Source organism: Pseudoalteromonas sp. NH0006-26 (assembly GCF_057552415.1).
Genome location: NZ_BAAJMJ010000014.1, coordinates 65,432 through 84,640 on the forward strand (window position 1 = coordinate 65,432; position 19,209 = coordinate 84,640).

The window sequence follows — 19,209 nt, forward strand, 5'->3', positions numbered from 1 at the left end:
TTTAAAACCATTTAACTCAAATAATAGACTATTGAGCGGATCTACCCTTGCTGTGCAGCGTTGTTTTGTGGCTTCATAGTAAAATACAAGTCAAAGTATAATCTTCGCTTCGCTCTGGATCACTTAACATAACGCCCAAGCCGATGATTGTAAGCCCAAATTGCAAACATATTTAAACCCATCCTCTTAGATTTATACTCATGAGATGGTGCGATCCCCAGTTAGAAGCGTTTTAAAACGCAACTAACTCCAAAGTGCCTAGTAACCTAGGCACTTTTTTTATGCTTACAAACTATAAAATGCTCTTTTTGTAAGTTTATTTAGCGCCTCTTTTACGATAAATAATTAACCAACTATAAATAACATGTTAAATCTTATAGCAGAGTCGATCCTGCCACCTAAATTAAAGATATTTTAATCTGAATAACTATTCACAAAAAATCTTTATAATGCAGTTAAATAATTAATAAAATCAAAAAATCCCTATATAAAAGCAAGATAAAGGAAATTTAAAATGAATAATTATACAATTTAAAATAAAAAACCGATTAACTACTAAGCTAACAAACCCACTTCAGATTAAAAAAACTAATAGCTCATCAGCAATTTTTATCGCTTTATTTTTAACCATATCGCGGGCAATATGCGCATGTTTTCAACAGACACAACCTCGGAGCGAATAACATGAACCCAATTAATACACTTAACCAAACAGCCACAACTCACGTTGCCGTTAAGCCAACTAATCGCAAAGCAAGAATGCTTGCTAAACTTAACCGTTACGGAAAAAAATTAGCACTTGGCGGTGCAATTCAATACAAATAATCACCCAACCATGATTTTGTATTGTTGCAGCAAACACCCAACCTCTAAATGAAGACTCTTCTTTAGCTCCCCCTGTTTGCTGCCAGCCACCTCATAGCTAAAAATCACCTTAAATCTTCATTATTTATAAAAAAAACCGCATTTACGCTCACTTTTTAAGCAAACGATCTTTTTGCTATTTACACAGACTACTCACCTAAGTATTATCCTGCATCACGACGTGGAGAGATGGCAGAGTGGTCGAATGCACCGGTCTTGAAAACCGGCAGGGGTTTATAGCCCCTCTAGGGTTCAAATCCCTATCTCTCCACCACTTATTTGTATTAATTGGTTTTATTCCGATTAATAACACGCAGAATAATGCGTCGGAGAGGTGTCCGAGTGGCCGAAGGAGCTCCCCTGCTAAGGGAGTATAGAGTTTGTAGCTCTATCGAGGGTTCGAATCCCTCCCTCTCCACCATTACTGAATATAAGCCACTTAATTGTGGTTTTTTTGTGCCCAAAAATAAGCTTTGCTGCTAATTGGGAGGGTGAGAGCCCTCGACTGGGTTCGATAGAATGTCTGGAACAGTTTAGGCCGCTGCAAGCGTCGCGTAGCGATTGATTACATGGATGTAAGCAAGTCTATCCCTCCCTCTCCACCATTACTGAATATAAACCACTTAATTGTGGTTTTTTTGTGCCTAAATTTTAACAACCTATGGAATTGTTCGTTTTGAAAGGCATACTTGACTTAGGCTATTAAATTAAACAAATTGTATGGTGTTACAACTTAGTGCATTATAAATGGTACTTTAAACCAGCTTAGGTTTAACCATGGCAAAGCTAATATTACTACTGTGTTTTTTAGGTGTCTGCACTGTCAGCATGGCAAATGAAGTGACGGTTTTTAAATGCACCATTAAAGGGGTGCCGACTTTCAGTCAAACTCCATGCGCTAAAGACGCTAAAGTGATCACGCTTAAAAACGTCAACATTATGCAAACCAATGCATTGCAATCTGAAAACGCCCTAGTTATCGATACCTCAGTTGATGACTACCTTGAGGTGCAACAAATAGAGCGCGATATTGTGCAGCTTGAGCTTAAAATAAAGCAATACCAACAAGAATACGCACAAAAAAAACAACAAGTCGGCTACATGACCCAAGATAAAGCAAATCGTTTAGGCGCTAATTCGATTGCAGATGCAATTGCAACAGAAACTGCGGTACTTAAACAAAGGTTTGAGCCGCAAATAAAACAAGCACAACAACAAATAGCGGCACTCACTCAAAAAAAGCAACAGCTTAATCAGCAGCCTTAATTACCTTTTTCACCGTAGCAATAAACGCTTGTATCTCTGACGCGGTATTGTATATGTGCGGTGAAATACGAATACCGAGTTTGCGCACATCCACACTTATGTTTGCTGTCTCCAATGCCGCTAATACGGTTTGTTGATGCTCTGCAAAATCTAGAATAGCGGTACCACTGCACTGATCTTTATCGTTTGGCGATACTAAAAAAGCAGTCAGCTGCTGCTGAAGTAACGTTAACAACGCTAAGTTATGCGCTCTCACTTTATCCACACCAAACTGGGCAATATATTCAATGCTATTAGCAGCAATAACATAAGGGAGTATAGAAGGCGTACCGCCCCAAAACCTAAGTGTTTGAGCGTTATATTGAAAATGCGTAATATCAAACTCGAATGGATTTTGATGTGAAAACCAACCAACATCCTTTGGTTCACATTGCGTTATTTGCTGTGGATTTACCCATAAATAGGCCGCCCCTGGGCCCCCGCATAACCACTTCACACTTGAGCCAATCATAAAATCGGCATTTAGCGCCGTTAGATCGACAGGGATAACCCCTGCCGATTGCGCCACATCAATTATTGAGAGTGTATTCGTGACTTTACTAAGCGCCACAATATCGTTTAAAGGAGCTTGTACACCCGTATTAGAATAAACATGGCTGACAAAAACTCCATCAATCTCTGAGGTTAAATATCGCCGCCATACCTGTCTGTCACTTAAATCTTCATGCTCGGGGATGTAACGTATTGTTGCACATGCAGGGAGTGCTTTTTGCATTACAAACCCCATACTTGGAAAGTCGGCCTGCGCCATTAATACCGTGCACTGTGGTTTATTAAATACGGGGTGCGACATAAGCAATTTAGTTAAACCGCTAGATAAGTTAACCTGAGGACAAAATTGCTCACTAGGCGCATTGAATAGCCGCCCTAAAGCACCCGTAAACTTTTCTATTGCCGGTAGCCATTGCTGCCATGGCTCTTTGGCACTTTCCTGCCAAGGAGTAAAAAAATGCTCGGTAGCATTTTCTAAAGTACTTTTTAGAGGACGACCAACAGAGTGGCTTAATAAATAGCAGCCCTGTGGCATACAAAAGTCATTTTTAGCCATATTAATTTACCCATTGCTTTAGCGTATTTAAGTCATCAAAGCGCGTATTAATATCGTCTCGCTTAGCCGCAGCACGTCTATCTCTTAATTTAGCTAAGGAATCGAGTAATACTGGCAAAGGCGGTCCACTGGCAGTGACTTTATCAATATGCTGTTGTTGCATTTGCTGTGACGGTTGGGCAATAAACTTTTCGACCAACTGGTTATGATGACCGATAGCGGTGTCACCATGTAATTTACACACTTGTATAAATAGTTTGCCGTGCTTTTGAAACCATTCTGTGTGTTTATATTGTTCGGCTTTTAGGAAGTCATCCATAAAGCTTTGCATGCGCATGGCTTCTCGCAATATTTGTTGATCTTCTGGCATCATATATAAAAACTTATCCACCAGCATTTGCGAGTAACTCGACTCATTGGCACTGCAAAGTCCTAACAGCATATCAATAACATTAATGCCGGCAAAATCTCCCGCATTTGCACCACGGTAAACTTCTTTCCCTACTCTGTAAGGCTTGTAATATGGGCGTACACAATTAAAAAAACGCTCGGTATCAAGTTGAGTATACAAGGCATTATTCGATGCTATTACATCAATAAGTGCCGTTTTAACCACCTCAAGTAGTTCAGCCGTGACAGGATGTGAAATACCTAATGGCAATATTTTTAGTAAAGCATCACTCGCACGTTTATACGCTAAAATACCTTGGGTGTTGTAATCTAAAAACAGGGCTTCATCATCAAGATTTGTAAACCGTTTATAGGTGCCATTAATGGCTTTATTATGAGTGGTTAAATGTGCGGTGGCAAAACGAGGGGTTACTCCAATTGAAGCACCAATATGCATGGCAAGCGCCGATGCTTCTATCAGCGGTGAACTACTCTCTCTGCTTGGCTCTGTAATTTCATGTCTACGACAAGCCGCCATAAACAAGCCTACATTACCAAGTAAATCAAATGCGCTATCAAACCCTTCGTCGGTATTACCTTCGGCTAATAAATCTCTGATCAACGCATTACCTTGCTCTTTCAAAGTCTGCTTTAAGTTATCCCCAACCCCTTCAACATTTGCTTTATCATCTTGTTGCCAATACAACTCTTCTAACTGAGAGTTTAGAGCAACAAACTCAGACCTAATCCAATTATCAAATTTAGCGGTGTAAGAACTCATAACTTTATCCTGTTATTATTATTTTTTAATGCTAACAAAGATCCCAGAGGTTAAAGCGCTAAAAAAAATAGTAAAAACAGTCATTGTTAGCAATAATCACTATTATTAGATAGATAAATAATAAGATTCTACAACTATGTTAGATAATAAAGATCAGCAGCTACTCGTTGCCTTGCAGTCGCAAGCCCGAATGTCGGTATCAGAATTAGCCAATACCATTAATCTCTCGGATACTCCTACTCTAAGGCGCATTAAAAAACTTGAGCAAGAACAGGTTATTATTGGTTATCACGCAGCTATTAACCCTAAGTCACTCAATCTTAATGTACTGGTTTATGCTTTCGTGCGACTGTGTCAAAACTCAGTGAGTGCTGCACAACAGTTTGAACAACATGTAGAAAAGCTACCGCATGTACTTGAGTGCTCAGTGATCTCAGGCAGCCACGACTATTTATTAAAAATTATCTCTCAGGATTTAGAAAGTTATGAGCAGTTTGTAAAGCACCAACTGGGAAGCTTAAGCTGTATCGCCAACATAGAATCAACCGTAGTATTAAAGCAATCATTCAGTAAAAAACAGCTACCACTTTAAAAAATAATACTATTTACCGCCGATTCGCTATACTGAGATTTCACTATAAAAATAATATTTAACAAGGATGCATGTGAAGATTTTTGGTTCAACATCCAGTTCTTTTGTTTTTTACATATCGTTTGCGGTTGCTTACTTTATAACTGGTAAGTTATTAACTAATTTTGCCTTTCAATCACAAGTCATTCCTATATGGCTCCCTGCAGGTATTGCCCTAGTGGGCTGTTTCATCTGGTGGTGGCGCTTTATCCCAGCATTATTTATTGCCTCTGTCGCCTTTAATTTAAGTACCGGTGATAACGTTATCACTGATCAAGTTTTAATTGGCAATACATTAGAGCAGGTGTTACTAATCGGCTTTGGCGCTGTGCTGCAAGGGATGATTGGCGCTGCTCTTTTAAAGTACTGGCTAGGCCATCCACTGTACTTAAAGAAGCGCCAATCAATAATTTATTTTATTTTTGTCGTCGGTATTGTTGTTAGCCTCATATCGGCCAATATTGGCGTCTATGCTTTGAGCCAATTCAACCCCGCTTACAGCATTGAAAACCATTGGGAAAATGTTATTTTTTGGTGGCTTGGTGATTCTCTTGGTGTGCTGATCGCAACCCCCTTTTTATTGGCGTTATTACAACCTAAATTTAAACGACAATATGTCACCCCATTACCTACTATCGCAGTATGCTCGGTGTTATTCATCTCTGTAGCCTTAACCACTAAGCTATATAATCAAGAGACTTATTCAAATTCAATACAAATTGCCAAGCGCGAAACATCTATCATTGAAAACAGTTTACTGAGCAATTTAAACCTCAGTCAAATAACCGTACAAAGCCTTGCAAGCCAAATACAATCAACGCCAACTTTAAGCAAGCAAGAGTTTAATAGCTACAGTGCCCAACTATTGGCTGAGTATTCATTTATTAAAGCATTTTCATGGAACCGTAAAATTGACCCTGCTCAGGTCAGTGTCTTTAACAAACAGCTTGATGAAATTTATAACGCATACAGCTTTGATCCAAGCATTAAAGGGGCACCATTATCAAACAATGACCCATTGGTGGTTATTACCTATATTGCCCCTTTTACAGAAAACCAATCAGCGATAGGTTTTAATCTCAATTCTCGAAAAGATCGCCGTGAAACCTTGCTCGACCCACGTATCAAAATTCGCCCTATAGGGACTAAAATAATTCAATTAGTTCAAACACAGCAACCTGAACCCGCGTATTTATTATTTGCTCCTGTGTATCAACAAAATAATGAGATTGCATCAATTAAAGGTTACGCAACAGGTGTATTTTTAGTGAAAAACATACTTGCTCAATCGCTTACCCAAGCACAAAATAAAATGTTTAATATCGCTATTTATGAAGCTAATGCTACCAGCCCGTTTTATTCAAATACCGAAAATGTTCCAACCAAAAGCAATAAGCTTACAACTATCAAAATTGATTTTGCAGGGCAAACATGGTTCGTTGATTTAACCATTAAAGATGAATTTCTACCGCATCAAACTAATAACATGACACTCTTTTTGCTTATTTTACAGGTCATTGTCAGCTCACTCATTTTACTGATATTAATGCTGTTTAATAACCAACACCTCGCACTTTCACGCTTGGTAGCAGAGCGCACACGCTCGCTGGTTAAGGCTAAAAAACAATCTGATTTAGCAAATCAAGCTAAAAGCCGATTTTTAGCAAATATGAGCCATGAAATTCGCACTCCGCTTAATGCCGTGATCGGCTTTTCAACCTTAGCTAAGAGTGAAGATAGTCCTGAAACCCTCACTGGTTATTTAAATAAAATTAATTTAGCGTCTAAATCATTGTTAAGTTTAATTAATGATGTACTCGATATTTCTAAAATTGAATCACAAAAGCTAACCTTAGAAGTTGCTCCTTTTGATTTGAATGCTCTTCTTGCTCGGATCAGTAGCATGTTCGAACAAAGCGCTGAACAAAAAGGTATTAGCTGGAAAGTTGATAACCAATTACCAACCTATCTTTGGTTTGAAGGTGATGTTATGCGAATTGAGCAAATTTTATTAAATCTGTGTAGCAACGCCATAAAGTTTACCTACGAAGGTGAAGTAAGTATTAGCGCATACAGCAAAGAGATTAGCGATAAACGTAGACAAGTCATCCTTGCTATTAAGGACTCGGGTATCGGTATTTCCGCCTCAGAGCAAAGTACATTATTTGATGCATTCACCCAAGCTGATAGCTCAACATCGCGTAAATTTGGTGGTACAGGGCTTGGCTTAGCAATCGCAAAAGAACTTAGCTTATTAATGTCTGGAGATATCAGCGTACAAAGTGAGTCAGGTAAGGGCTCAACCTTTACCCTGTCTGTAGAGTTAAATACCTGTGATGCGCAACAAGTAACGACGAAACACACGCAGCAGCATGTTGATTTAAGTAAACTAAAAATACTGGTTGCAGAAGATAACAGCGTCAATCAATTAGTGATAAAAGCAATGCTTAGCTCTTTGGGGATCACCCCAACATTGGTTGAAAATGGAGAGTTGGCAGTAGAACAAGTTAAAATACATGACTTCGATTTAGTGTTAATGGATTGCCAAATGCCAGTTATGGATGGTTATCAGGCCACAGCATTGATACGGAAAACTAAAAGTACTGAACAATTACCAGTGATCGCCTTAACCGCTGATGTAATGCCAGAAGATAAAGCCAATGCCTTCGCAATTGGTTTTAACGAACATCTTGCAAAACCTCTCGAACTCGATAAGCTCACACAATGCTTATCTCAATATATCGAGCAGGATGAACCATAAGGTTTTATCCAAAATAGAAAACCGAATATGGCTGTCGAATTATTATCAAAATTAACAAGTAACACACAGACAACAGTAGTAGGCAAAGCATTATGAGCCACTTTTCTCACAGTTGGTTTAATAGTATTAATCAAATTGATGCTACACAGTGGCATCAATTTTTTGGTAATGACCCATTCACCCAACATGCTTTTTTATACGCACTTGAGCAAAGCCAATGTGTAAGTGCTAAAACAGGTTGGCAGCCTCATCACTTAGCCGTTTATGAAGGCGATAAACTCATTGCGCTTGCCCCTGGCTACTTAAAAGCACACTCCTACGGTGAATATGTATTTGACTGGGCATGGGCTGAAGCTTATGAAAAAAATGGCTTAGATTATTACCCTAAATGGCTATGTGGTATTCCCTTTAGCCCGATTGAGGGTCAAAGAATACGTATTATGCATAGCAATCCAAAGCTAGTGTATAAGTACATAACAGAGCAACTTAATAGCCACTGCGTAGAACAGGCATGGTCAGGCTGGCATGTAAACTTTTGCGACAAAGCACAAGCCACCCATCTTTATGATACCGGTGCTATGCGAAGAATCGGCGTGCAGTTTCAATGGTTTAATAATAACTTTAAAGATTTTGACGATTTTTTAAAAACCTTTAATGCCCGAAAGCGTAAAGCCGTTAAAAAAGAGCGCGCTAAAATCACAGAGCAAAATATCAGTATTGAATGGCTCAAAGGCGAGAAAATCACTACCGCTACAATGCAGCTTTTTTGTGAGTTTTATCAACGCACTTATTTAAAACGATCGGGTCATTTAGGCTACTTAAACAGTGATTTTTTTAGCTTGTTACACGCTTTAATGGCTGACAAGTTACTCATTATGCTAGCCAAAAGAGACCAGCAAGTAATTGCCGCCACCTTAAGCTTAATTGATGATAATACCCTTTACGGCCGCTATTGGGGTGCTAGTGAAGAGATAGATTCGCTTCACTTTGAGCTGTGTTATTACCAAGGGATTGATTATGCTATTAAGCATAACATTCAATGCTTTAATGCTGGGGCACAAGGAGAGCATAAAATCGCTCGTGGTTTTCAACCGATAATCACTTACTCTGCCCATCACATTGTTCACCCCGATTTTAATAATGCCATTGCAGATTACTTAGAACGCGAATGCCAACATATCGAAATTTACAAACAACAATGTAGCACTTTATTGCCGTTTAAAAATGAGTAACTGATTATTTGCAGGCATCGCAGTATCGCTGAGTAACTTAAGCCCATATTGCACTGCAAGCTGCTCAATCGCTTCGAAATCACGAATACCACTAAGTGGATCGCGACTTTGCAATAAACTATTAAATTCATCATTACTGGGGCTGGTAAACTCCCCTTTATATTTGAAAGGGCCATATACACACACCACCCCTTGCTGGTTTAAGTGCTGATTTACTCCAGCAAAAAAACGCGTAATTAACTCCCAGCTCACTATGTGAAAAGTATTAGCAGTATATACAGCATCCACTTTATTTACTGGCCAAGAATAGTTTAGATCAAGTAATAAAGGCGGATGCAAGTTTGCCAGTTGCACCTCATCATGCCATAACTTTATTCCTTGATGATTAACCTCTCGATCACTGGTATACCATTGTAAATGTGGCAATTTTTTGGCAAAGAAAACACTATGCTGACCCGTCCCCGAGCCTATCTCAAGTACTGATGCTGCATTTTGCAATGCAGGCTGCAAAGCCTTAAGTATATGATTTTTATTATTTTCGCAGGCTTGTGAAAACGGTTTGGTCATACTGATGCACCTAAATTGCAAATGAATGCACAATAGTAAAACAAATTTCAGCTATTCTGTCGTGAGTAAATTGACCAAAATAATAAAATAACATCAATTTCAATACGTTAAATTATCTTTACCGAGCTGGTACGCTATATGCTTTTATTAAATTACTCACTTAATGAGTACTAAACTACAAAAGGATAACATTATGTATATTTCACCTTATACCGCAGTAGATGCTGCAATGGCAGTTACAGACAAAAGCCTAGATAAAACGAGTTATGAAACAGATTGTAGAGCAACGATTATCGACTTACTTTCTCATGTAAAAAATACTCAAAAGGCACAAAACAAACATGAAACAGACCAAATATTTATTCTTGGCTACAATTAAAATTCTGTTTAGCCTTGTAACCGGCTGTTTATATAAATACATTATTTAAGTCGACTTAAAATCAGTTTAAGTCGACTTTTTATTTTGTTCCATCATTAGCTTACCTTGACGCCCTCTACTTTTTAGCTATACCGTTGTAAATAGTAATAACAGCACCATATCTTTTTATATAGCGTAGTTAAATGTCATATATTCTCTTTTATAGGAGTACTAATGAGTAACTTTAGAACAGAATCAGATAGCATGGGCACACTCAACGTGCCCGCTGACGCACTTTATAAAGCACAGACCCAACGCGCCATTAATAACTTTACGATCAGCAGCCTCACAATGCCGCAGCAATTTATTATTGCCTTAGCGTATATCAAACAAGCCGCTGCAATAGCCAATTTCAAACTAGGTCATTTAGATAAAACGAAAGCAAATGCAATCGACCATGCCTGCCAAGAAATTATTGATGGTAAGCATTATGAGCATTTCCCCGTTGATATTTTTCAAACTGGCTCAGGTACTAGCTCAAATATGAATGCTAATGAGGTCATTGCGAGCTTAGCCTCAAAACATGCTAACCAAGATCTTCACCCAAATGACGATGTGAATATGGGGCAAAGCTCTAATGACGTTATTCCCACTGCGATTGCTTTGAGTAGTGCGATCAGCGTTGATAAAAAATTACTGCCAGCACTAGCAAATTTAGCAGACGCCTTAGAGCAAAAAAAAGCAGACATCGGTCACATAGTTAAAACTGGGCGCACTCATTTAATGGATGCAATGCCAATAACTTTTGAGCAAACACTCAGCGCATGGCAATCGCAGGTAAAGCATGCAGCCAGCAGTATTGAGCATGCACTAATACGTGTCTGTGAGCTAGCGCAAGGTGGCACAGCAGTGGGTACAGGTATTAATGCCGACCCACAATTTGCCGCTCTATTTGCCACACAGCTAACTGAAAAGGTAGGGATTCAATTTACCCCTAGCGATAACTTTTTTTATAATATTGGATCGCAAGATGCGATTGTCGCTTTATCAGGACAGCTAAAAGTCTATGCAGTTGCACAAATGAAAATAGCCAACGATTTACGTTGGATGAACTCAGGCCCACTTGCGGGACTTTCAGAAATTGAACTTGAAGCATTACAGCCTGGCTCATCAATTATGCCTGGTAAAGTGAATCCGGTGATCCCAGAAGCCGCTGCAATGGTTAGCGCCCAAGTCATTGGTAACGACGCAACTATTACGGTTGCAGGCCAAGCTGGCAACTTTGAGCTTAACGTAATGCTGCCGGTAATCGCTTACAATATTTTGCAAAGTACCGAGATACTCGCTAATAGCGCGCAAGCGTTGGCAGATAAAGCCATTGCTAGCTTTAAAGTTAATCAAACTCAGATTGATAAAGCATTAACTAAAAACCCGATTTTAGTGACTGCGCTAAACCCTGTTATTGGCTACGAAAAAGCAGCAAAAATTGCTAAGCAAGCTTATCAGCAAGCACAGCCAATTATTGATATCGCTGAGCAAGAAACCGACCTATCTCGATCAGAATTAGAGGCATTACTCAATCCAGCTAAATTAACGCAAGGCGGGTTAACTTAAAAACTCTCCTTATCACCTCTTTAATATGTTGATAGTAGAGTTTTTATTGCTGTAATGAATGCACAGTGTATGATAGTGATGAATAATTCATCACTATCAGGAACGATTATGCGTACTCCATTACTCGCTCTACTGCTACCGCTTTGCTTAACGGCGTGCTTAGAAACAACCTCAAATAAAACTGAGCAAACTAAAACCAATGCGGTAGAAAACACGTCTACGCCGATACCGCAACAAAAATTACCACAAGCGAATAAGCAAAATAAAATAGCACAGCCATTACCAGCTGATGCAGCAAAAGAAGTGTCGCTTGATGATATTAAAACAGCAAAAGATAAGCTAAACAGCCTCATAGCAGATAAGCAATGTTCAACGAGTTCACAGTGTAAAGTGAATGCTGTTGGTAGCCGTGCCTGTGGTGGACCGAGCGATTATATTGTGTACTCTACACAAAGCGCCCCCCAAAAACAGGTTTCAGCCCTAAGCGATACAATTACTCAATTGGAAAGTACTTATAATACGCAAAAAGGCATGATGAGTATTTGCCAACATTTAACTGCGCCTAGTACCCAGTGCGTTGAAAATAAATGTGTTAAACTTGAAGGCTCTGCGGTAAGTGTATTTTAAGGATTAGATTATGAGTTGTTTGTCATCCGTAATTAAACTATCAGCTGCAAGTGTTGTCATGACTATGCTGCTTAGCGGTTGCAGTAGCGCACTAACACCAAGCACAGCTCAAAACGCGAGTGAATCTGTTTTAAATACTCAGCTTAATGAGCTTACAAGTAATAAAAGCTGTACAGCCAGTTATCAATGTAAGGTGTTAGGTGTTGGCTCGCGTGTCTGTGGGGGGCCGAGTAAGTATGTTGTGTATTCAACATTAAATAATTCTCAAAAGCATGCCGAGCAATTAGCACAAAAAATCACTCAGCAAGAACAAAAAAATAACACTGCGCTTGAGTTCGATGACTGTTCACCAGTGCTAGAAGTTCACTCTTTATGTATTGATAACCAATGTAAAACCGTTAATTACCAGTAGCAGTTCGTTTCGGTGTTAATTTAATAGTGGTATTAACACCGAAATAACCACTACCATGAAAATACATACACCAGCCTTAAAAATGTATTCCAAAGGCATGTTCTTTTGTACCCAATAAGCATATATAAAACGCACAAAGTAGCTTGCCGCTGTGCCAAATAACGCAAACATAAGTAAGTAGGCAATCAATATAATATTCACAGCTGCACTTCTTTAGAAATAATAACCTCAGTGTAAGTATTTTATATAAAGAAGGCAAAAGGGTTACTTAGTCTTTTTTGTATGCTCAATGAGTAGATCTGCTACCTGTTGCTTTACCGCTCTTTTATCATCTACTGCAACTTCAAACCGACTAGCCAATTGCGCTATTTCATCATCATTTAAATTAAACGATAAACGCTGCCGTGTTTTTTTAGACTTTACATCAAGGCCTAAAATTTTGCGGATCATATCTGAGGGAGTAAGTTCTTGGTCGATAGCTTGTTTTTTTATCGACTTTTGTACCTCACTACTCAAATCAAAGGCCATTTGCGTGGCGCGCACAGCTTGCTCTTGGCGCAACCACTTGTCTTTAGCATCACTCACTGGGCATCTCCAGGAAACAAGTCAACGATATCGCTAATTGGGCGAGTTAACGTCAGTGATACTTCTGTTTCGCCTCCCTCCCAAATTTCGATATTAACGCTATGCCCTTCATCGGGTGACGCTAAACAAATCATTTCACAGGGTTCACCACCGTCTTGCTCATAGCGAGGTAGCGCTTGGCCACGAAAATCTTTATTATGAAAATAACATACATAAGGTGATTCGCTTTGTTGATAACTTCCAGCTAAAAACTGCATAAAACGCTCAGGCGTATTTTTAACTGTAATATGCGTTAACGATTCTTCATCAAAAATACGTGAAAACTCATCCAAACCAAATACTTCATCAACATCATCACGCTGAATCTTTATTGAGAAATTAGCCCACTGCTCACCATCGTTTTGTTCTATTTGTAAAAACACCACTTGGCCTGTGTTAGTTTCAAGTACGAATTCAGTATCACTACTATGTTGGTACTGATACGTTTGCACATCAATAACGCGAAGTGTTTGGCCTTTGAGCCATGCAGGATAAGCAAACGAGTCAATCACTGTAAACATGTCACCTTTTTTAAGGTCACTCGCGTGATTAAGCTGACGTTCTGGCTTTTTTTTAGATTTGAAAAAATTAAACATATAAGGTGCCTCTGTAAGCAAAAAAGGTAACGGAGCAAAACTCGGTTACCTTTTTAATATGGTTCTAAATGTTAGCTATTTTGCTTCGCTTTAATGCGCGCTAAAATATCAGCACTTTTTGGATTGGTATCACCAATACCCGCTTCAGCCATTTTAGCTTTTAAATCATCGCCATTAACATCTGCTTCTAGAGACTTTGCAGCACCTAATTGATCAGTACGGTCTTGTTGGCGTTGCTTAATGCGCTCAAGCGATTGACGCGCCGACGTCATTGACGAATTATTAGTATTAAGCGTGCTATTTACAGCCATTGTCGCTTGTTGAACGCTTTCTGTGGTTTTAACCATAGTAAGCTGACGCTGGTTTTCTTTAATTGATTTTTCAGCATCTTTAACTTGCTGCTTCAAGGTCACTATGTGATTAGTAAAGCCCGCTAATACTTGCTCGTGTTCGGCTTTCTCAGCTTCAAAGTCACCAATTTTTTCTGCAATTTCTAATGCTAATGCTTCATTCCCTTTTTCAAGGGCTTGACCTGCATACGCTTCGTGCTCAGCAATTGATGCATCTACTGCGCTAATTTTACGTTTGGTTTGCATCTCTTTAGCCATTACTTCTGTCAGGCTTTTTTTAGCACGATTCAGTGCATTTTGTGCATCGGCAATTTCTTGTTCAAAAATACGAATACCATTCGCATCAACAATTGCTTCGCCCGCTTCACGCGCGCCACCACGTACCGCTGTAAATAATTTTTTTAAAATACTCATAATCTTAACTCCAAAAACTTGTTTATATCCTATTAGGTAAAGCGAGAGCCATATACTATTAGCAATCAGCACTTACCTATGCGGGTATCCTAATCATTTAAATACAAGGTCACGGCTTCTAGTGCATCAATTGCGTTATCCGCTAACGTCACTAGTTCGTGGGTAACGTCATCTAATGATGAATTTACCGAAAGTGCACCAAAAATCGCATATTTATTATCGATTTTGGCAAATGCACTTAGCGGAATTGGCACGTTTAAACGCAGTAGTGTTTCGTTTAACTCGTCGCGTAACTCGCTTTTTACTTCGTCTTCACCAAACAAGTAGCTAATACATAATAATTGCTCTTGTGTTTGGGTAACAAAAATTGGAAGCTCATCGTTTCCATCAACAATGACTTGTAAAACATCTTGCTCACCTGGATTGGCAATCAAGAAAGACTCAAAGTTAGCACCCTCAGTTTCAAAAGACGCTAATTTTATTGAAAGTTCATTTAATTCCATGTCTCTGCCTTTTTGTCGTTTGACATATTATGTCTGAGTTAAGATTCGCATGGCCGACATATTATGTCAACCATGTTTTATTAATTTTTATACAATTCACTTTCTATTTGCCAAGCAGCCCGGTAATAATCATATAAACGACCAGAACCTAACCTATTGACTTCAATATCGTTAACTTGTTCAAAATAGTTATTAGGAAATGCAAAACTGGCTAATAAATATTTTTTACTAATCCACCGAGATGGCACTGGCATATCCGTTATATTGCTAATACGTGCACTTGGTGATTGCCCCATTTTAGTAGCAATAGTCCACCCCCACTGACCAAACGAAGGGATGTTTTGCTGATATTGCTCTACATAATCAAAACCTGCGGCTTTAACGGTTTTAGCAATACTTAAAAATGCCTTTTTTGCATGATAAGGCGAGGTTGACTGTACCGCCATAGCACCATCAGGTGCCAATAATTGACGCACATGGTTATAAAAATAGTCGCTATACATCTTATTCAGATCGGGATGATTAGGGTCTGGCAGGTCAATTAGGATAGTATCGAACTGCTTTGACTGATCCAGTAGCCTCTCAACTTCTAAAAATGCATCACCCACAATAATATTTGCTCGGGGGTCATGCATCGATTCATTATTGAGTGCCACTAATCGCTGTTTAATATCATCAGGCGGTGTGTATTTATTATCTTTATGACCAAATAAATTGAGTAGCTGTCCATCTAAATCAATTAAAGTCACTTCCTCAACCGGCCACTTTAATACATCACGCATGGCCAATCCGTCACCGCCACCAATAATCAAAACACGGTCATGACGATTAGATGCCAGCATGGCAGGATAAACCAGCATTGAGTGATATATTTGCTCATCAATACTTGAGAACTGCAACCGACCATTTAAGTATAGATCGGTGATAGGCTGTGGCTGATTTTTACTTAAGCGTTCGGTTAACACCACATGCTGGTATTTCGTTGCTTGGGAATAAATAACTTTATCTTTGTATAGTACGTTACTTAGGTTATCCATCCAGCTACTACCAAACTGTAAAATAAAAGCGAATAACACCAGCAGTAATATATGGCAAACCAATAGCAACTTAGCAAAGCGTACATAGCTATGATAGCGCCACAAAAAAGCCAGCCCGGCAATAATATTAAATAACGCAGTCCAAGCGGCAGCTTGCATTATTGGCATTGCGAGCATAATACTCACCCAAATTGCCGCACCTATCCCTGCACCAATATAATCAGCACCATAAATAGTACCGGCGTTATTTTCTAAGAAGCGCCCATAAACATGCTGGCGAATACGCGCAATAAGCGGTATTTCCATACCAATAAATAGCCCTAATATTAGGCCAAATACATAAGGTAAAAAGCGCGACCACTCTTGCAGCTTTTGAAACACATAACCATTAAGAATAACGTCTGGTGGAATATTAAAAATGCTAGAGAATAAATGAGGAAGTGAATAACTTACGGCAATAATACTGGCAATGGCTAATATACAGCCCATACCTATCAGCGCAATAATGCTTTCTAGCCAAGCAAATGCGGTAAAGGCATCTTTAAACCAACGCGCTAAAAATGCTCCCATCCCCATGGCTACAATCATAGTGCCTATCATGGCGTAAATTGCACTCTCAACGGACCCTAGTACTCGGCCAGCGTAATGAGAAAGTAAATATTCATAAATAAGGCCGCACCCAGCGAGTACGGCCATAACAGTGATCAGTAAAATATCATGCCCAAGTAAATTAAATTTACTTGGGGAAGCTTGAGTTGATGACACGTGATTATGCACCCAGTAGTGTGGCCATAGTGATCCCGACAGCAAATGACACAGCTGCAGAAATAGCGGCAACACCCACATTCTTTTGACGATTCACTTCATCTGAAATATTACATCCAGACAAGATGATTTTAATCGTCAGTAAGTGTAGTAAAATGAAAGCAACCAAACACACAACGGCACTTAGCGCCCAGTAAAGTAAACTCGCGTTAATATTATCAGCGGCATAAGGAGCGATGCCTGTTGCAGCAGTAATGGCTAATGCACTACCAATTAAAAAGCCGGCATAGCGAACACCTACGGCTAAATTACCATCAACAATAGCTTGTTGTAGGCAATCGCCACTTTTATTGGTGCGCTTAAATAACTGCACTCGGTATTGGCTTACTAACAGCAGTACCACACTGCCAATTACAAAAGCGGCGATAACAATAGGAATGCCATGCCAGCCTTCGGTAGCAACCCACAATAGTGCAGAGCGAATAACCACTGCAACACTTACTACATGGCCAAAATCAATAATTGATGCAGTAACATTACCTTTGACTATTTCGTTATGTAAGCTCACTTTACGCAGCGCCACTTTATCTTGAAAAAAGTGACCCAGCTTTATAAGCAAAATTGCTAATGCGCCATAGCCAAGCATTAACAGAGCTTCTTTTTGTAACGTAGCAGCAAAGGCACCACTACTCACGCCAGTTAATACAATCGCAAGGGCAACCAAGCCAGCGGCAAAGCTTATTCCGAATGCAAAGTTATCGCGCTCGGTAATTTCATCATTGGCATGTAGATTAGACACCCAACCTTTAATATACTTTAAGCTGACAAACAGTAAGATGATAATTGCAAAGTCTACAGCCAGTGCTTGCAAAGACCACATAGTTATTCCATTAAATTCATACATATTATTCTAACTCCAACGTTATTCTTTACTTACCACGACTTACGCCGCGCGAGGTTCTGCTACTGCTGTTACGAACCGATCCTGAATTATTGCTGTAACTACTCGCTCTTGAGTAACTGCTACGACTTTTAGGCGGCGTATAACTGCTGCGACTCAAACCTGATGCACCTGTTTTTTTACTCGCATAAGGACTAGTGAACTGCTTGCCTTGGCGTTGGTAAGATTGTCGTGTACGTGTTTCTAAGGCACTTTGGGTTTTTATTTGTTTAGGGCTTGAGTAACGAGTACGACCATAATCATTGTAGTAACTGTACTTACGGCGCTTACTCCAACTTCCGTATTCAACTCGGTCAAATACATCACCCAAAATACGGTACATGCCGTACCACTGCCAAAAGCTAATACCACTACTATTCGTTTGCCAATTACCATAGTTAGGGTTACCTACCATTTGGTTACCCACCCCTTGGCCTTCAGCTTTTTGGCTTATAGCACCGACTCGTGCTAAAGAACCATTCGACATATCCGCAAGCATATTTATAGGATCGGTTAAGGCATCAGAAAATAACGTTGGCTTTGCTGCCTCACGCAATAAATCAATATTGTATAGCGTATCTTCGTAAGGAGGGATTAAGTAATTACCCTTAATGTCATCAAGGCGCTGGGTTAAACCGCTATAAAGCGCTCCCTGGCGTGTGGCATCAAGGCTAACAACATCAACAACTTTACTGAGTTCAGGTTGTTGCTGTTTAAGGATACGACTGTATTCTTTAAGAATAGTCGCATTGCGTATACTGCCATTATCAAGTGCTTTACCAAGCTGGGTAAGCTCGACATCGGCCTTTTTAATGGACTCTTGAATTGTTTGTTGTAGCTGTTCTTCTTTAGATTGACAACCAATCAGTGCTGTAAACAAACAAAACAGGCTGAGAAGTTTCCAAGCTTTTATATTCGACATTCATGTCACCTGATTTACTAAATTATCTTCGATAGTTTTACACAGGACAGTTATTAAACCAACAATGAAATTGCAACAAGATGATAATTTAGGGACTAGTTTAAAGTACAAGGTGAATAACTGAGATCAGTAAAGAGTAGCTGGGCTGATAATGATACTTCAAAATTTATAGCGCATGGCTTAAACACTGACTTGTATTTGGAGTGGGTATACTACTTCGTAGCGACAGCGCAGTAGAATGTCGTAGTGCCCACAGCGCTAGAGAGCCACATAACAAATGCTACGCTCTCATCCTCTGTCGTGTTCTTCGTGTTCTTTTATCCGTGGGTTTCGAGATATTCAACCCACGCTACGATGGTCAGGTTAACGCAGTGCAACTGATAGCTGACGGCTGACGGCTAATACTTTCACTTTCCTGCAGACGTAAAAAAGCCCGACTCTTTCGAG

Annotated in this window: 20 protein-coding genes and 2 tRNA genes; 11 read left to right on the forward strand and 11 right to left on the reverse strand. The window is 39.5% G+C overall.

The genetic code is table 11. The annotated features are described in order from the left end of the window. The first annotated feature begins 684 nt into the window (after positions 1-684). The 4 genes from AC27JR_RS16290 to AC27JR_RS16305 all read left to right on the forward strand — a co-directional run bounded on the left by AC27JR_RS16290 (position 685) and on the right by AC27JR_RS16305 (position 2,130). Positions 685-825 carry a hypothetical protein gene (locus AC27JR_RS16290; RefSeq protein ID WP_008113257.1) on the forward strand — a complete coding sequence of 47 codons (141 nt, stop codon included), beginning with the start codon at positions 685-687 and terminating at the stop codon, positions 823-825. A gap of 222 nt (positions 826-1,047) precedes the next feature. Continuing rightward, a tRNA-Ser gene (locus AC27JR_RS16295) sits at positions 1,048-1,138 on the forward strand. Between the two features lie 54 nt (positions 1,139-1,192). After that, positions 1,193-1,285: transfer RNA gene (locus AC27JR_RS16300), tRNA-Ser, on the forward strand. 356 nt (positions 1,286-1,641) lie between these two features. Continuing rightward, positions 1,642-2,130, forward strand: coding sequence for an RNA-binding protein (locus AC27JR_RS16305; RefSeq protein WP_138609620.1), 489 nt, complete (start codon positions 1,642-1,644; stop codon positions 2,128-2,130). On the opposite strand, the gene AC27JR_RS16310 is transcribed toward AC27JR_RS16305, so the two are convergent. Then, a complete protein-coding gene (locus tag AC27JR_RS16310; protein WP_487174169.1) occupies positions 2,114-3,238 on the reverse strand; it encodes an aminotransferase class V-fold PLP-dependent enzyme in 1,125 nt (374 codons plus the stop codon). The genes AC27JR_RS16305 and AC27JR_RS16310 overlap by 17 nt on opposite strands. Before the next feature lies 1 nt (position 3,239). After that, positions 3,240-4,409 carry a PrnB family protein gene (locus AC27JR_RS16315; RefSeq protein ID WP_487174170.1) on the reverse strand — a complete coding sequence of 390 codons (1,170 nt, stop codon included), beginning with the start codon at positions 4,407-4,409 and terminating at the stop codon, positions 3,240-3,242. A gap of 136 nt (positions 4,410-4,545) precedes the next feature. Between AC27JR_RS16315 and AC27JR_RS16320 the strand changes: the two genes are divergently transcribed. From AC27JR_RS16320 to AC27JR_RS16330, 3 genes are all read left to right on the forward strand, one after another. Beyond that, complete coding sequence (locus AC27JR_RS16320) at positions 4,546-5,001, forward strand: Lrp/AsnC family transcriptional regulator (protein WP_010392556.1); 456 nt, start codon at positions 4,546-4,548, stop codon at positions 4,999-5,001. Between the two features lie 73 nt (positions 5,002-5,074). Further along, on the forward strand, positions 5,075-7,801 hold the full coding sequence (locus AC27JR_RS16325; RefSeq protein ID WP_487174171.1) for an ATP-binding protein: 2,727 nt from the start codon (positions 5,075-5,077) through the stop codon (positions 7,799-7,801). Positions 7,802-7,893: 92 nt separating this feature from the next. Further along, positions 7,894-9,033 (forward strand): GNAT family N-acetyltransferase, encoded by a 1,140-nt coding sequence (locus tag AC27JR_RS16330; protein WP_487174172.1) that lies wholly within the window; start codon positions 7,894-7,896, stop codon positions 9,031-9,033. Here AC27JR_RS16330 and AC27JR_RS16335 read toward each other — a convergent pair. Continuing rightward, a complete protein-coding gene (locus AC27JR_RS16335; protein ID WP_075170886.1) occupies positions 9,010-9,600 on the reverse strand; it encodes a DUF938 domain-containing protein in 591 nt (196 codons plus the stop codon). The two genes, AC27JR_RS16330 and AC27JR_RS16335, sit on opposite strands and share 24 nt — an antisense overlap. 193 nt (positions 9,601-9,793) lie before the next feature. On the opposite strand from AC27JR_RS16335, the gene AC27JR_RS16340 reads away from it, so the two are divergent. The 4 genes from AC27JR_RS16340 to AC27JR_RS16355 all read left to right on the forward strand — a co-directional run bounded on the left by AC27JR_RS16340 (position 9,794) and on the right by AC27JR_RS16355 (position 12,611). Then, positions 9,794-9,979: a hypothetical protein gene (locus AC27JR_RS16340; RefSeq protein WP_487174173.1), complete on the forward strand. Its 186-nt coding sequence runs from the start codon at positions 9,794-9,796 to the stop codon at positions 9,977-9,979. Between the two features lie 213 nt (positions 9,980-10,192). Continuing rightward, entirely contained in the window at positions 10,193-11,572 is a 1,380-nt protein-coding gene (locus tag AC27JR_RS16345) for a class II fumarate hydratase (RefSeq protein ID WP_487174174.1), read from the forward strand. A 108-nt stretch (positions 11,573-11,680) separates the two neighbouring features. Further along, positions 11,681-12,199 (forward strand): hypothetical protein, encoded by a 519-nt coding sequence (locus tag AC27JR_RS16350; RefSeq protein ID WP_487174175.1) that lies wholly within the window; start codon positions 11,681-11,683, stop codon positions 12,197-12,199. A 10-nt stretch (positions 12,200-12,209) separates the two neighbouring features. Further along, the gene (locus AC27JR_RS16355; RefSeq protein WP_010392543.1) at positions 12,210-12,611 is read left to right on the forward strand and encodes a hypothetical protein; all 402 of its coding nucleotides are present in this window, start codon (positions 12,210-12,212) and stop codon (positions 12,609-12,611) included. Between the two features lie 15 nt (positions 12,612-12,626). Here the strand turns inward: AC27JR_RS16355 and AC27JR_RS16360 are convergent, their stop codons facing one another. The 8 genes from AC27JR_RS16360 to AC27JR_RS16395 all read right to left on the reverse strand — a co-directional run bounded on the left by AC27JR_RS16360 (position 12,627) and on the right by AC27JR_RS16395 (position 18,762). Then, positions 12,627-12,812 carry a hypothetical protein gene (locus AC27JR_RS16360; RefSeq protein WP_021033113.1) on the reverse strand — a complete coding sequence of 62 codons (186 nt, stop codon included), beginning with the start codon at positions 12,810-12,812 and terminating at the stop codon, positions 12,627-12,629. 63 nt (positions 12,813-12,875) lie between these two features. After that, positions 12,876-13,196 (reverse strand): hypothetical protein, encoded by a 321-nt coding sequence (locus AC27JR_RS16365; protein ID WP_010392540.1) that lies wholly within the window; start codon positions 13,194-13,196, stop codon positions 12,876-12,878. Then, complete coding sequence (locus tag AC27JR_RS16370; protein ID WP_010392538.1) at positions 13,193-13,831, reverse strand: DUF4178 domain-containing protein; 639 nt, start codon at positions 13,829-13,831, stop codon at positions 13,193-13,195. Before AC27JR_RS16370 ends, AC27JR_RS16365 begins: the two co-directional genes overlap by 4 nt. 71 nt (positions 13,832-13,902) lie before the next feature. Beyond that, complete coding sequence (locus AC27JR_RS16375; protein ID WP_036980772.1) at positions 13,903-14,595, reverse strand: PspA/IM30 family protein; 693 nt, start codon at positions 14,593-14,595, stop codon at positions 13,903-13,905. A gap of 89 nt (positions 14,596-14,684) precedes the next feature. Beyond that, on the reverse strand, positions 14,685-15,098 hold the full coding sequence (locus AC27JR_RS16380) for a YjfI family protein (protein ID WP_008113284.1): 414 nt from the start codon (positions 15,096-15,098) through the stop codon (positions 14,685-14,687). Between the two features lie 80 nt (positions 15,099-15,178). After that, positions 15,179-16,900 (reverse strand): polyamine aminopropyltransferase, encoded by a 1,722-nt coding sequence (locus tag AC27JR_RS16385; RefSeq protein WP_487174176.1) that lies wholly within the window; start codon positions 16,898-16,900, stop codon positions 15,179-15,181. A 4-nt stretch (positions 16,901-16,904) separates the two neighbouring features. Continuing rightward, positions 16,905-17,804, reverse strand: a complete 900-nt coding sequence (locus AC27JR_RS16390) for a DUF350 domain-containing protein (RefSeq protein ID WP_036934523.1) — start codon at positions 17,802-17,804, stop codon at positions 16,905-16,907. Positions 17,805-17,829: 25 nt separating this feature from the next. Next, complete coding sequence (locus tag AC27JR_RS16395; protein WP_076919966.1) at positions 17,830-18,762, reverse strand: hypothetical protein; 933 nt, start codon at positions 18,760-18,762, stop codon at positions 17,830-17,832. Between the last annotated feature and the right edge of the window lie 447 nt (positions 18,763-19,209).